The sequence below is a fragment of the Marinobacter azerbaijanicus genome, assembly GCF_030250645.1.
GTDB classification, from domain to species: domain Bacteria; phylum Pseudomonadota; class Gammaproteobacteria; order Pseudomonadales; family Oleiphilaceae; genus Marinobacter; species Marinobacter azerbaijanicus.
In genome coordinates this window covers 40,687-53,428 of sequence record NZ_JASSVS010000009.1, presented here as the reverse complement: position 1 = coordinate 53,428, position 12,742 = coordinate 40,687, and the positions used below count along the sequence as shown (strand labels likewise).

11 protein-coding genes are annotated in these 12,742 nt (G+C 58.2%); 4 read left to right on the top strand and 7 right to left on the bottom strand.

Features of this window, described 5'->3' with window-relative positions; all coding sequences use genetic code 11:
* Positions 1-50: 50 nt before the first annotated feature.
* The 7 genes from QPM17_RS16405 to QPM17_RS16375 all read right to left on the bottom strand — a co-directional run bounded on the left by QPM17_RS16405 (position 51) and on the right by QPM17_RS16375 (position 7,545).
* Positions 51-1,514, bottom strand: coding sequence for an NfeD family protein (locus tag QPM17_RS16405; RefSeq protein WP_285392164.1), 1,464 nt, complete (start codon positions 1,512-1,514; stop codon positions 51-53).
* A gap of 28 nt (positions 1,515-1,542) precedes the next feature.
* Positions 1,543-2,295: an SDR family oxidoreductase gene (locus tag QPM17_RS16400; protein ID WP_285391998.1), complete on the bottom strand. Its 753-nt coding sequence runs from the start codon at positions 2,293-2,295 to the stop codon at positions 1,543-1,545.
* A 29-nt stretch (positions 2,296-2,324) separates the two neighbouring features.
* The gene (locus QPM17_RS16395) at positions 2,325-3,392 is read right to left on the bottom strand and encodes a L,D-transpeptidase family protein (protein WP_285391997.1); all 1,068 of its coding nucleotides are present in this window, start codon (positions 3,390-3,392) and stop codon (positions 2,325-2,327) included.
* A gap of 47 nt (positions 3,393-3,439) precedes the next feature.
* A complete protein-coding gene (locus QPM17_RS16390) occupies positions 3,440-4,009 on the bottom strand; it encodes a TMEM165/GDT1 family protein (RefSeq protein WP_285391996.1) in 570 nt (189 codons plus the stop codon).
* Positions 4,010-4,240: 231 nt separating this feature from the next.
* Positions 4,241-5,632 carry an MDR family MFS transporter gene (locus tag QPM17_RS16385; RefSeq protein ID WP_285392161.1) on the bottom strand — a complete coding sequence of 464 codons (1,392 nt, stop codon included), beginning with the start codon at positions 5,630-5,632 and terminating at the stop codon, positions 4,241-4,243.
* Positions 5,633-5,662: 30 nt separating this feature from the next.
* A complete protein-coding gene (locus QPM17_RS16380; RefSeq protein WP_285391995.1) occupies positions 5,663-6,088 on the bottom strand; it encodes a MarR family transcriptional regulator in 426 nt (141 codons plus the stop codon).
* A gap of 170 nt (positions 6,089-6,258) precedes the next feature.
* Positions 6,259-7,545: an MFS transporter gene (locus tag QPM17_RS16375; RefSeq protein ID WP_285391994.1), complete on the bottom strand. Its 1,287-nt coding sequence runs from the start codon at positions 7,543-7,545 to the stop codon at positions 6,259-6,261.
* A 305-nt stretch (positions 7,546-7,850) separates the two neighbouring features.
* Here QPM17_RS16375 and QPM17_RS16370 point away from each other — a divergent pair, with 305 nt between their 5' ends.
* From QPM17_RS16370 to QPM17_RS16355, 4 genes are all read left to right on the top strand, one after another.
* Positions 7,851-8,756, top strand: coding sequence for a BrxR family helix-turn-helix transcriptional regulator (locus QPM17_RS16370; protein WP_285391993.1), 906 nt, complete (start codon positions 7,851-7,853; stop codon positions 8,754-8,756).
* Positions 8,757-8,765: 9 nt separating this feature from the next.
* Positions 8,766-10,535 carry an ExeM/NucH family extracellular endonuclease gene (locus QPM17_RS16365; RefSeq protein ID WP_285391992.1) on the top strand — a complete coding sequence of 590 codons (1,770 nt, stop codon included), beginning with the start codon at positions 8,766-8,768 and terminating at the stop codon, positions 10,533-10,535.
* Positions 10,536-10,637: 102 nt separating this feature from the next.
* Positions 10,638-11,543, top strand: coding sequence for an alpha/beta fold hydrolase (locus tag QPM17_RS16360; RefSeq protein ID WP_285391991.1), 906 nt, complete (start codon positions 10,638-10,640; stop codon positions 11,541-11,543).
* 121 nt (positions 11,544-11,664) lie between these two features.
* Positions 11,665-12,738, top strand: a complete 1,074-nt coding sequence (locus QPM17_RS16355; protein ID WP_285391990.1) for an AraC family transcriptional regulator — start codon at positions 11,665-11,667, stop codon at positions 12,736-12,738.
* The last annotated feature ends 4 nt before the right edge of the window (positions 12,739-12,742 follow it).

Genomic DNA, 12,742 nt, shown 5'->3' with positions numbered 1-12,742 from the left:
TTGGTTGCTCTATTACCCGGACACCTGAAATAAACTTCCAGGACGGATTCTCAGGACTCTGCTTCAACATAGACCATCAACCCCTCAATGGCTGTTACGCGCAACCTGTCACCTTCTTTGACAGGCGCCGAGCTCACAGCGTTCCAGCGTTCACCGCTCATCCGGACATGGCCCTTGTACCGCCCGTCCTTTTCCTGGAAATCATCAAGTGCCGTCACCCGTTCGTGAACTATCTGTTCGCTGCCACTGACTGGGTGTTTCCGGCGCAGGCCAATAAAACGGATAACCGTCCAGAGGGTGAAACCGGCGGCGACCAGTGCCGTGCCTCCAATGGTGGGCAGGGAAATGTCCTGATGACTGCCATCCATCAGGATGATGGATCCGGTCACAAAAGCCACAATCCCCCCGATCCCCAATATGCCGAAGCTGGGCATAAAGGCCTCGCCGACAATAAAGGCCAGCCCCAACAGGATCAGCGCCAGCCCGGCGTAATTGACGGACAGCACCTGGAATGCAAACAGGGCGAGGATCAGGCTGATGGCACCAATCACACCGGGGAAGATAGCGCCTGGGTTCGATAGCTCGAATATGATGCCGTAAAACCCGATGATCATCAGGAAATAGGCGACATTGGGATCGGTGATCACCGACAACAAGCGGGTTCGCCAATCCGGTTCCGCCCGGGTCAGCTCCATATTTGCAGTGGCCAGGGTCTTTTCACCCTCGGCCATTTTCACGGTTCGGCCATCCAGCTGCTCCAGCAGGCTGGTCATGTTGTCGGCGACCACATCCACCACATTCTTTTCCAGCGCTTCCGTGGCACCCAGGTTAACGGCTTCCCTCACGGCCTCTTCCGCCCAGTCAGCATTGCGACCATGCCGTTCCGCCAGGCCTCGAATGTAACTGACCGCATCTTCAAGTACCTTGCGCTCCATCGCCGAACCACCGCGTCGTTTTTCAGATTCCCCGCTTTTTTCCTCTGTTTCTCCGTCGCCGCTATCCTCGGTGCTGCTACCAGCGTCATCTTCGGTGTTCGGCTCCGGTTGTTCTGAGCCGGGCAGGCCGCCCATCTGCACGGGGGTGGCAGAACCCAGGTGCGTGGCTGGCGCCATGGCCGCCACGTGGCTGCCATAAAGGATGTAAGTGCCCGCGCTGGCGGCGCGAGCCCCCGCAGGTGACACCCAGGTAACCACAGGTACCCGGGAAGACAGGATCGCCTTGATAATATCGCGCATGGAATCCATCAGACCGCCAGGCGTGTCCATCTGGATGATTAACAGGTCGGCGCCTTCGGATTCCGCACGGCGGATACCCCGCACCACATAGTCCATGGTAGCCGGGCCTATGGCCCCTTCCACGGTGAGTACAAGACCGGTGGGGTTGGTGTTTCCCTGTTGCGCAAAAACGGTATGAGTCAGTGAGCCCAGCGCAAGTGCAAGGCCGAGCAGGAAGGTAGCCAGCCACCATTGCAGGCGGCTGGATGGAATTGATCTGGTGGCTCGGTTCGCGTTCATCATTCCTCCCCCGAATCCGTTTGACGGATCAGAACAGACGGGCCAGGGCCGCGACCGGCAACCTCCTCATCAGAAAGCCGATCGGTCGCCAGGGCCACGAAGGCACATAGCATTCCGCTTTACCGGACTCAATGGCCCGCACCATGGCCTTGCAGCCGGTCGCCGCGTCAACAATAAACGGCGCATTTCTTACCTTCTCATTAATCGCGGTACGAATATAGCCGGGATAGAGGGTAGACACGCGTATCGGTGAACGGGTCTTCACCAGTTCTACCCGCAGACCCTCAGCCAGAGATGCCAGCCCGGCCTTGGTAGCGGCGTAGGTGGTGACGTTTTTGGGCATGCCCCGGACCGCAGATACAGAAGATACGACCACAAGGTGCCCCCGGTTCTGCGCCCGGAATATTTCCATCGCCGCTTCCATCTGTGCCAGCGCCGATACAAAGTTGGTTTCAGCAGTCTGCCTGTTCGCCGCGAAGTTACCGGTACCGAGGGGTTGCCCCTTCCCGATACCGGCATTGACGACAATACGGTCAAGCGTGCCGAATTCCGTGGCAAACTCCCGGAATACCTCAAATACCTGGTCGTGATTGTTCACATCCAGAGCCCGAACACTGATGGTCAGGCCAGGATGCTTTCCCAGCAATTCATCCCGCAACTCATCCAGCCGCTCGGTACGACGGGCACACAGCGCCAGGTTGTTGCCGCGCGCGGCAAACTCCCGCGCCATGCCTTCACCAAGGCCTGAACTGGCGCCTGTAATCAGTATGGTGCGGGTCATTGGATCTCCTTGTCGGCACCTAATCAGTCTCAGAACCAGAGTCGTTGTTCTCTGCCTTCCTCACTATCAGGGGTATTGTACGCCGGCTCTGTGGTTTCATTGGCAACCCGGGTAACGCGCTCGCCGATCATCCGCGGAAGCCCGTCGGCCTGGTCAAGAGCCAGCTCGATAGCCATTCGCTGGACTTCAACACCGGGCATTCTGCTGCGGAATTCTTCAACAGCCCTTGAGACTTCGTGCCAGAGTTTTTCACGGTCCTGCTGACTGTATTGCTCTTCCGGACGGTGCACCTCCAACCAGACCTCGTTGCCTTTCATGCCGATTTTCACAGGCTCCCTGATCACCCGCACCGGCGTGCCCTTGCTTACCTGGTAAACGAACCGGGATATGTCCTCGTTGTACATGCGGAAGCAGCCATGGCTGACCTGCATACCCACCCCGAACAGCTTGTTGGTGCCGTGGATCAGGTAACCTTTCTCACTCAGCATCAGGGCATGGCTTCCAAGGGGGTTATCCGGACCTGGAGGAATCATTCGCGGAAGATAGTCTCCGTCCGCCTCGTACTCGGCACGGATACTTGCAGGCGGGTACCAGGCCGGCGACTCCAGTGGCATCGTCACTTCAGCGTCCGTCAGTGGTGAGGGATTGTCTTCCGTGCCAACACCCACCGGATACACCTGAACCCCGTTTTCGGTGAAATAGTACAGCCGGTACTCCGCCAGGTTGATAACAATGCCTTCCCGTTTCACATCGGGCAGCACGTAGTGCCGTGGCAGGGTAATACGGGTACCCTCACCCGGCAGCCAGGGGTCCACTCCCGGATTGGCTTTCACCAGCTCCAGATAGCCCAGGCTGTCGCGGTTACCAATTGCTGCAAAGGTATCCTCGTAGCGGGTAGAGATGACCGACAGCTCCCCGGCGAGATCGCCCTCGATGGCAAACGTCGGGACTCGGGGCTTCCTGGCGATGTCATCCCCGGACTTCTCGCTGTTGAGCTCTTCACCGGCAGCCTGTCGCCCGGGCTCTGCCTGCAGGGGACTGGCCAGCACCAGTGCCAGCAGGGAGACGAAAAAAACGGTGAGCTGTTTACCATACATAGGTTTAATATCCGGTATCTGGCACTTCAGGTTACTGACTCGCCTGTTCAAACTGACATCACAGCCGACCACAGAGTAATCACTGCCAGCATCACAAACAGAATGCTTGCCCCGATTCGGGCCGTTGCCAATGGCAGCCTTTCCATCAGCCATCTACCGGCCATGATAACCGGTATATTGGCCAAAAGCATACCAACGGTGGTGCCCATAATGACCCAGAAGGTTTCGGCATAGCGGGCTGCCAGAACCACTGTCGCTATCTGGGTTTTATCACCGATCTCCGCCAGGAAGAACATCACGGTCGTTGCCATGAACGCGCCCATACCGAGGAAAGCGGAATCCTCGCTGTCATCCCTGTCCGGGATCAGCAACCACAAGGCAATGGCTATAAAGCTGACAGCCAGGATCCAGGGCAGCCATGCTTCAGGTATCCACTCAGCTATCCAAGCCCCTAACAAAGCCGATAGTGCATGGTTCAGTATTGTAGCGACAAAAATACCCAGGATGATGGGCAGACGACTGGAGTAACGGGCAACGAGGAAAAGGGAGAGCAATTGGGTCTTGTCACCAATTTCGGCAACGGCGACGGCAAGCGTAGAGGCAAGAAAAGCGTCCATGAAAAACTCCAGGGCGGACATCCAGACATGAGACAGTCCACCGTCCGCCCTATGGAGGTGAAACTGCCTCAGGTCTTGCCAGTTCCACCGCTGCGCGGATGGAACATGATAGCCATGGAGATTGGGCTCCAAGTATGTTGACTACCATCCGCGCCGTGAAAACTTCTCCGGCACGGAGGCTACTCCCCTGAAGAGTTCGGGAATGTTAATGAATCGCCGGGGAAAAGACAACTATGCCCGCATTTTCCATACCGGAATCGCTGCCACCGCCACGAAGACGGCCACCAGCCACCAGGCTGAATGAAAAGCTTCAATCGTGGGTATGCCGCCACTGTGATCGCCGAATTCAATCGTCAGCGCAACAATATTCACGCCAAAGGCACCGCCCAGTTGGCGGGTAAAGTTTATCGTGCTGGACCCGGCGCCCAGCTGTTCCGGTGCCAGCGGGTTCAGTGCGCCAGTGGACAGTGCCGGTAGCATGAAGCCGATACCGATTCTCCCAAGCACCGTCCACAGCGCCAGCCAGCCAAAGGCCAGTTCCAGATCAGACAGGGCAAACAGGATGGCGGACGTGGCGAACAGACTGATCCCGAAGATAACCAGCTTGCGGGCACTCAAGCGGTCTGCCAGCCGGCCCGCCAGGGGGAAAGTAATACCCAGGACAATACCTGCGGGCAGCATGAGCAGGCCCGCCTGGGTGGCCGAGAAACCAAGGGAGCTCTGGACAAACAGCGGCACCAGATAGGTGGAACCAAACAGCGCAAGCCCCAGGGCCATGGCCCCGAGGTTGGCGTAAACAAAGCTCGGGTTACGCAACAGACCGATGTTCACCAATGGGTGCCGGGTTTTTCGCTCCCGCACCACAAACAGGGCCAGAAGGCAGAGTGCAACGGCACCTTCGGCCATTATTCGCCCTTGCTGACCGGAAAACTGTTGCAACCGGTTGAGAGTATCCAGGGATAATCCGATGGTGGCGCCCAGCAACACCAGTCCGGGCAGGTCAAAGCGGTAGGGCGCCGGTTGGGAAACCGGAAGCGGCAGGAAACGCCAGGCCATGAATACGCCTGCCAGGGTAACCGGAACCGGCGCAAACATGACAAAACGCCAATCCAACTGGTCCACCAGGAAGCCACCCAGCACCGGACCCAGGGCAGGCGCCAGAATCACACCCATGCCATAGATGCCCATGGCCTGGCCACGGCGGTTTCGTGGGAAAATCCTGAAAACCAGGTACATTCCCATAGGCTGCATGAGACCCGCCATGGCCCCCTGCCCGATACGGGCGGCAATCAATTGTTGCGGCGTGGCCGCAAAGCCGCCGAGCAATGAGATCAGGGTGAAGAGGAACATGGCCGTAGCCAGGGTCTTACGCACACCAAAATGGTCAAGCAGCCATGAGGAGGCCAGCATGGTCGTCGTCATGGCCGCGATGAATCCGGTGGCCAGCCAGTGGACCTGACCCTGCCGTATACCGAATTCCAGCATGATGTCATGCAGGGCAACATTGACAACGGTGGCGCTGAGCACAGTGGCCATGGTCCCCAGCATCACCGTAGCCACAGCGAGCCAGCGCCAGCGTTCACCGTATCGGGCTTTCAGCCCGGCAACCGTGTTATCACTCAGACCAACAACCTCCCAACCGGACAGACACGGTTATTTCTGGCGTTCAGCGTTCTCCATGATTTTATGAAACACTTCCACGGCGCCTTCGATTTCCTCGTCGCTGATGCCTGCCAGCATCTCCTCGCGCAGCTCCGCGGCCCGCTCCGTCAGCACATTCATGAACCTGGTCCCGTCCGGTGTCAGATGAAGGCGGCGGGCACGGCGGTCATTCGGGCAGGGGCGGCGCTCAATCAGCCCCTGTTGCTCCAGGCTGTCCAGCAGGCGCACCAGGGTTGGGTTTTCTATGGCCATCAGGCGGGCAAGTTCCCGCTGGGTCAACCCTTCGCCGCCTTTTTGCAGGTAGACCATGGTTGTCCAGCGAGCCTGGGTAACACCCAGATCCTTAAGGCGCTCGTCAAGTAACTTGCGCCAGCGCCGGGTTACCCTGGCTACGGCAAAGGGAAACTGATCTCTCATGGTCTGGAACTCCAACAAGTAATATCAATGGCTTACAAGTATAACGGGCATCACTGATAAACGATGAACAATACAGTGATAAAAAACGTTACCAATAGTAAGCTAACCATTGACATAAAAACAGATATGAAAGGTAAAACAGAATTGGGGAAAACCGAGAGGCCCTCTGATCACCCGGTCCGGCGGAGATCCTCTGCGTGCATGTCCACCACCGCCGGTGATTCCTGAAACTCCTCGTTGCGCGGATCCATTTCCGTCAGAACCACAGAAGACTCAGGCATGGCGGGAATGAAATGTTCCTGGTCAGCTACAGCCACATCTTCAGTGTGGCTTATACGATAGCTGGTAATAACCGCGAGTACCGCAAGAAATCCCGCATTGCCGAAGAACAGGCCCTGAGGACCAAATATGGCCACCAGCTCCGCCATGACAACAGGACCGATAACGCTGCCCACGCCGTAGCTCAGCAGCAGCGTTGCGCTGGCAGAGACAATACGGTTACTTTCCATGCGATCATTGGTTATCGCCACAGCAATCGGATAAAGCGTTGCGGACAGGCCAGTGAACAAGCCCACCATCAGCGTCAGCAGCCACATCCGCTCAGCGCCGGATACACCAACCGTCACCGCCGAAAGGCCCGCCATTACAGCAACCCAGAACATCACACGGCGGCGATCAAAACGGTCACACACCAGTCCAAGAGGCCAGGCCAGAATCATGGCTGCAACAATGGCGCTGGCCATGAAGGTAGACACCCGGCTGACTTCCAGTCCAACCAGAGTGGCGTAAACCGGGCCCAGCGCATAAAAGGAGCCAATCATCACACCACAGATCAACGCCCCGGATACACCGGTAAACGATTCCCGGGCAAGGGTAAAGAATGACAGGCGCTGGTGCTGTTCAATTGCCGGCGCATCCATTCGCGTCAGGGATAGAGGTATCAGCGCCAGCGTCAGTAGCACGGCGGCCAGTGAGAAAGGAATAAAGGAAGCGGGTTCACCCACGTTGATCAACAGCTGGCCACCGGCAGCGGAGAGATAGAAAACAATCTGATAGATCGCAAACAGCGCACCACGATTGGCATTGGTTGCGCGGCTGCTGAACCAGCTCTCGATCACCACCAGGACGCCGGCCACACTGAAACCGGAGAGTGCCCGCAATACCGCCCAGAACGGTTCCGACACCGCCATCGGGTAAAGCAGAGCGCATACTGCAGCCATCGCTGCAAATACCGCAAATGCACGAATATGCCCGACACGGCCAATAATGTGATGCACATAAAGCGTGCCCAGCACAAAGCCAATGGAATAACAGACCAGAATCCAGCCAATGATGTCCGGTGATACCGACTCAATACTCAGGCGAATACCCAGCAGGGTCATCAGAAAAGCATTGCCGCTGACCAGCAGAACTATACTGAGGATAAGGGCTGACAGTGAGGTGACCATGCGGGTCATCAGAGGGGCTCCGGCGTTTAGGGAATCGGTTGATGCTGGGGTGTGATAGAAAAGTAGCAGCAACGCCGGAACATTGCCGAATACGAATTAAAACAGGGCGCCACCAATGACACCACTACGCATTTGCCGAAGTCCTGAACGGCTTGTAGCAACACTGTTACCGGATTTAACATTATTTTACATTAAGGTGACGTAACACACGCAGACGACTCAAGGGGTTAAGATGAGATAGTTATCATCACTGTCCATCTTAACCCACGAGTCTCTCAACTCATGCAATCCACGCCAACCATGAGCGCCTGGTTATGAAAAAAACGGACTGGCCCATTCGGTGGGATCTGTTGCTTCGCTACCGGCTGATTGAAATCATCGCCCTCTGGGAAGGACGACTCACCACCAATCACATCTGCCACAGTTTCGGCATAGGGCGACAGCAGGCTTCCAAGGATATAAATACCTACCTGCGAGAACTGGCGCCGGACAACCTGGTCTACGATCGCCACCTGAAGGGCTATGTGCCCTCGTCGAATTTCAAACCAATGGTCACTACCGGCCACGTCAGCGAATATCAGGACCTGCTGGCCCGTCAGGACAGTCTCAGTGACACCTTCGAGTCGCTGGACATCAGCCTCCCTGAAAGCACCATCGTCCGCGGCCCACAGCGCGTGATCAAGCCGGAAGTCATGCGGGCCGCCGTCGCTGCCACCCGCTATGGCAGGGTGATGAAAGCAGAATACGCATCCCTCAGCCCTGCCGGCACCTCGCAGCGTGTGCTGGAGCCCCACACCCTGGTATGCGTTGGTCAGAGCTGGCATCTCCGCGCCTGGTGCGAATCCAACCGGGAGTTCCGCGATTTCGCTCTCAGCCGCTTTCGCGGAAGGCCGGAAACCATCCGGCAGCGAATCCGCCATACCATCCATCAGGATGATGACTGGAACCGGCAGATTTCCATGTCGATAGTGCCTGACAGCCGGCTTAACAGTATCCAGCAGGAAATTGTTGCCGCTGATTATGGCATGAACGACAACCGCCTGGAGCTTACAACCCGCGCGGCGTTGGCTCCTTACGTACTCTCGCGGCTGGGCCTGAATACTGAAAGCCGCCACCCGGATCCGATGGTCCAGCAACTGGAGCTGGCCAACGAAGAACAGCTCGGGCTTGCTGAGTCCGCTCGTGAGAGGGCTATTAAAGCCGTAGCCGGCCTCTGCTAGACTGGGCCGGTGACCACATCCACTGCACCGACCCTCAGACTCCCTTTTCTTCTCCTGCTGCTATGGCTGCCCGCCATCGCAGCAGCGGAAGGCTGCGGCACGCCGGCAACAACAATCTCCCGGATTCAGGGGCCGGGACAAAGCTCTCCGCTCGCCGGCCAGTCCGTGACCGTGGAAGGTATCATTACCATGGATTCCCGCCATAAGGGCGGATTCCGCGGCTTCTACCTGCAACAGGCTGACAACGAAACCGACGACAATCCGCAAACCTCGGAAGCCCTGTTTATCTACACCAACCGCTCAGTCGGCAAGCGCGGAGAAAGGGTTCGTGTAACCGGGCGGGTCAAGGAATTCCACGGCCTGACCGAGATGACTGACATTGATGCCATCGCCGTATGTGGAAAAGCGCAGCTGCCAGGGCCCATACCAATCTCACTGCCCTGGCCCGGTGACCGGCAGCCGGAATACCTTGAGAACATGCGGGTCTCCGTATCCGGTGCGTTAACGGTGATTGATCACTATAACCTCGCCCCCTATGGTGAGCTGACACTGGCAGCCGGTGTCCAGACCATACCCACGGAAACGATGGAACCCGGGCCAGCCGCAGAAGCGCTTTTTCAGTTCCAGCAGCACAACCGACTGGTGCTTGATGACGGCAAGGGGCTGCGAGGCCCGCTGCCGGTACCCTGGCCCACGCCGGAACTTTCTGCAAACAATACGGTTCGTATCGGTGACCGCGTCAGAGAGCTTTCCGGCGTGCTGGACTTCCGGTTTGGTGCCTGGAGGGTGCAGCCACTTTATCCCCCCATCTTCCAGCACGCGAATCCCCGGCCTGTTACTCCAATACGACCCGAGGCGGCCACTCTCAGGGTCGTCACCCTGAACCTGGGAAACCTGTTCAACGGTGATGGGCGGGGCAGCGGGTTTCCCGCTGAACGGGGCGCGGAGTCCCTCCGTGAGTTTGAAAAGCAGCTGGCAAGACTGGCAACCGCACTCAGGACTCCGGACCCCGACATCATTGCGGTGACGGAAGTGGAAAACGATGGTTACGACAACCACAGCGCAATCGCCGATCTGGCTTCGGCACTCGGGGAACACTGGCGGTATGTGAAAAGCCCCGGCGGCACCGGTAATGACGCGATTCGAACCGATCTTCTGTACCGCAGCGACCGGGTAGAACCAGAGGGGAACGCCCAGCGCCCCGCCTCCGGAACCCTCCATACGATTGGCAGACCACCGGTAGCCCAGTTATTCAGACCGGAAAACAGCGACAGTCCGGTTCGAATCATTGTTGCCCACCTGAAATCCAAAGCCTGTCGGGGCGCCAAAGGCCCCAACCAGGACCAGAACGACGGCCAGGGCTGCTACAGTCACAGCCGCGAGCAGGCCACCCGGGCCATGCTCCATTGGATTGATACTTTGCCGAAACCTGACATCCTGGCCGGTACACTGATCACCGGCGATATGAACAGCTATGCCCGGGAAACGCCTTTGCAATTGATGACCGAGGCGGGATATACCAACGCCGTCCGGCATTTCCATAACTGCAATGAAACAGCCTGCAACCGGACCAGCTATAGCTACAGGGGCCGCACTGGCACACTCGACTACAGTCTGGTCTCCGCAGAGCTGGTCGGGCGAGTCGTCGGCGCCACTACCTGGCCGATTAACGCCGACGAGCCCCGAGCTCTGAGCTACAGGGGGGTGGTTCCCGCTCCCGAAGATCAGCCCTGGCGTTCTTCGGACCACGATCCGGTCATTACCGATTTCTCCCTCTGATGCGGACCTTGCCCCGCTGCCGCAGAGCCAGGGCGGACAGGCCAAAGCCCGGCACTGGATAATGGGTACACTGGGTTAATCAACTCAGAGCGGACGCATCCTGTGAAAATACCCACTCCCAATCTATGGCCAGCCGCAAGAACCGGCCAACGCTGGCTGCTGCAGGCAAAACGACGGGAAAGCACTGTTGACGGACACCGGATGGTATATCTGGAAAAGGGCACGCCAACTGTCGGTCGTCCCACCCTGCTGCTGCTCCACGGCTTTGCCGCCATGAAGGAAAACTGGGCACTCTGGCTGCAACGCCTGCCCAGCCATTGGCATATTCTGGTACCGGACCTGCCGGGGTTCGGGGAAAGTGACTACCACCCCTCCGCGCGCTACCGTTACGAAGATCAGGCGCTACGGATGAGGGAATGGCTAGCCTCCCTGCCCGCCGGTGATGTTCACATTGCTGGCAGCTCCATGGGGGGTGCCATCGCCGTCGTGCTGGCCCACAAGATGACACCGGCATCGCTGACTCTGCTTAACAGCGCCGGTATTCCCGAACATCCGGATGTGGATATCGACGCCCCCTTTGAATCAGACCGGGACAAACTCCTGATTCCGAGGGACTGGGCCGGTGTTTACCGCATGTTCAACAGCGTGGGCAATGGCAAACCCACCGCCATGGGCGTGGCCATGACCGGGCTTCTGGGGCCGGACCTGATGAATCGTACCGATGCCCTGCGACACATCTTCAATGACATGCTGGCTGATGCTCTGGCGCCGGCGCGTTATCTGGGCCCGGATACGCCACCGTTACAGGTACAGTGGGGTGACCGCGATGTCATTACCCCGACACGTTGCGTGGACTGGTTCCGTAACGCTACCCCCGATGCCGACATCCGTCTGTTCCGCAATGTAGGGCACCTTCCGATGCTGGAGAGCCCCGGACCTTCAGCCCGCGCACTGGTCGGGTTCGTGGAGCGCCACGGCATAAGCGACCGAGCCGTCACCGATCTCTAATTGGCCTACATATCCCGTTGACCCGTCAGCGAAGTCATGGGGTGAAGAGGTTGTTCGGTTCATAATCCTGCAAGAAGTTTCATCCCTGACATAACAACAACAGGAAACACGAGGAAACCCCATGCGCGCCTCAGTATCTACAACTCAGGATCTGGGCATGCCGGCCATTTACCTGCATTTGCTGGCGGAATTGTTACGTACCATCGGCGTTGATGAAACGGCGCTGCTCAAACGTGTTGGCCTGGACCCGGTCAGGCTGAAATCCACGGATCTGCGGGTGAGCCAGTCCCAGGCCAGCGAATTTGTTACCCGGGCTATTATCGAAAGTGGTGAACCGGGGCTGGGCATCATGCTGGCGCGGGAGCTTCGTTTACCCCTCCACGGCGCCCTGGGAACCGCAGTGATGAGCAGCCGCACCCTGGACGAGGCCCTTGAGTTGATGACCCGCTACCTGACCCTGAGAGCTCCCCACTTGCAGGTTAGCCGTCGTCAACGGGAAGACCTCGCCATCTTTGCCATCTCCTGTGATATCGACCTGGGACCACTCCAGGGCTTTATCATGGATGCCATGCTGTTTGGCTGTGCATCCATGGGCGCACAACTGACGGGATCGCCTGTGGCCGGATCGTCCATCCACCGTCGTGGTCCGGAACCTGCGTATTTCTACCGGTTCCGCCAGCAGATTCCGGTGCCGGTGGTCTATGGAGCCGCCGAAGACGCTATTGTGATCCCGCGTCAGAAGCTGGCCCTACCCATCCGTTTTACCGACGACCAACTGGCAGCCACTTCAAAGGCCCAATGTGAAGAGGCTCTGAGACTGCTCACCGAGGACGCGGGCTTCGCTTGCCGCGTACGACGGGTGATTGAAACCAGCCATCCTTTTCCACCCAAACTGGCACGGGTTGCCACCACACTGTTTGTCTCCGAGCGCACCCTCAAGCGCCGGCTTCAGGCGGAAGAGGCCAGCTTCCAGCATCTGGTGGACCAGGTAAGGCTGGAGCGGGCCGGCGAGCTGCTGGAAAAAACCACCATGAACCTGAGTCAGATTGCTGATGCACTGGGTTATGCTGACGCTGCCAATTTTACCCGCGCCTTCAAGCGCTGGACCGGTCAGAGCCCCAGCCAGTATCGTCACCGTGAAACACGGCCACACAAAGCGCCAGCGGGCCGGGGCTCTGTCCATGTCATGGCCTGACCGG

Excerpts from the sequence above, each read along its gene's own strand:
- QPM17_RS16370 (WP_285391993.1), top strand. The coding sequence starts at position 7,851 with ATGAAAAAAACGGACTGGCCCATTCGGTGGGATCTGTTGCTTCGCTAC.
- QPM17_RS16405 (WP_285392164.1), bottom strand. The coding sequence starts at position 1,514 with ATGAACGCGAACCGAGCCACCAGATCAATTCCATCCAGCCGCCTGCAA.
- QPM17_RS16355 (WP_285391990.1), top strand. The coding sequence starts at position 11,665 with ATGCGCGCCTCAGTATCTACAACTCAGGATCTGGGCATGCCGGCCATT.
- QPM17_RS16400 (WP_285391998.1), bottom strand. The coding sequence starts at position 2,295 with ATGACCCGCACCATACTGATTACAGGCGCCAGTTCAGGCCTTGGTGAA.
- QPM17_RS16380 (WP_285391995.1), bottom strand. The coding sequence starts at position 6,088 with ATGAGAGATCAGTTTCCCTTTGCCGTAGCCAGGGTAACCCGGCGCTGG.
- QPM17_RS16375 (WP_285391994.1), bottom strand. The coding sequence starts at position 7,545 with ATGACCCGCATGGTCACCTCACTGTCAGCCCTTATCCTCAGTATAGTT.
- QPM17_RS16390 (WP_285391996.1), bottom strand. The coding sequence starts at position 4,009 with ATGGACGCTTTTCTTGCCTCTACGCTTGCCGTCGCCGTTGCCGAAATT.
- QPM17_RS16395 (WP_285391997.1), bottom strand. The coding sequence starts at position 3,392 with ATGTATGGTAAACAGCTCACCGTTTTTTTCGTCTCCCTGCTGGCACTG.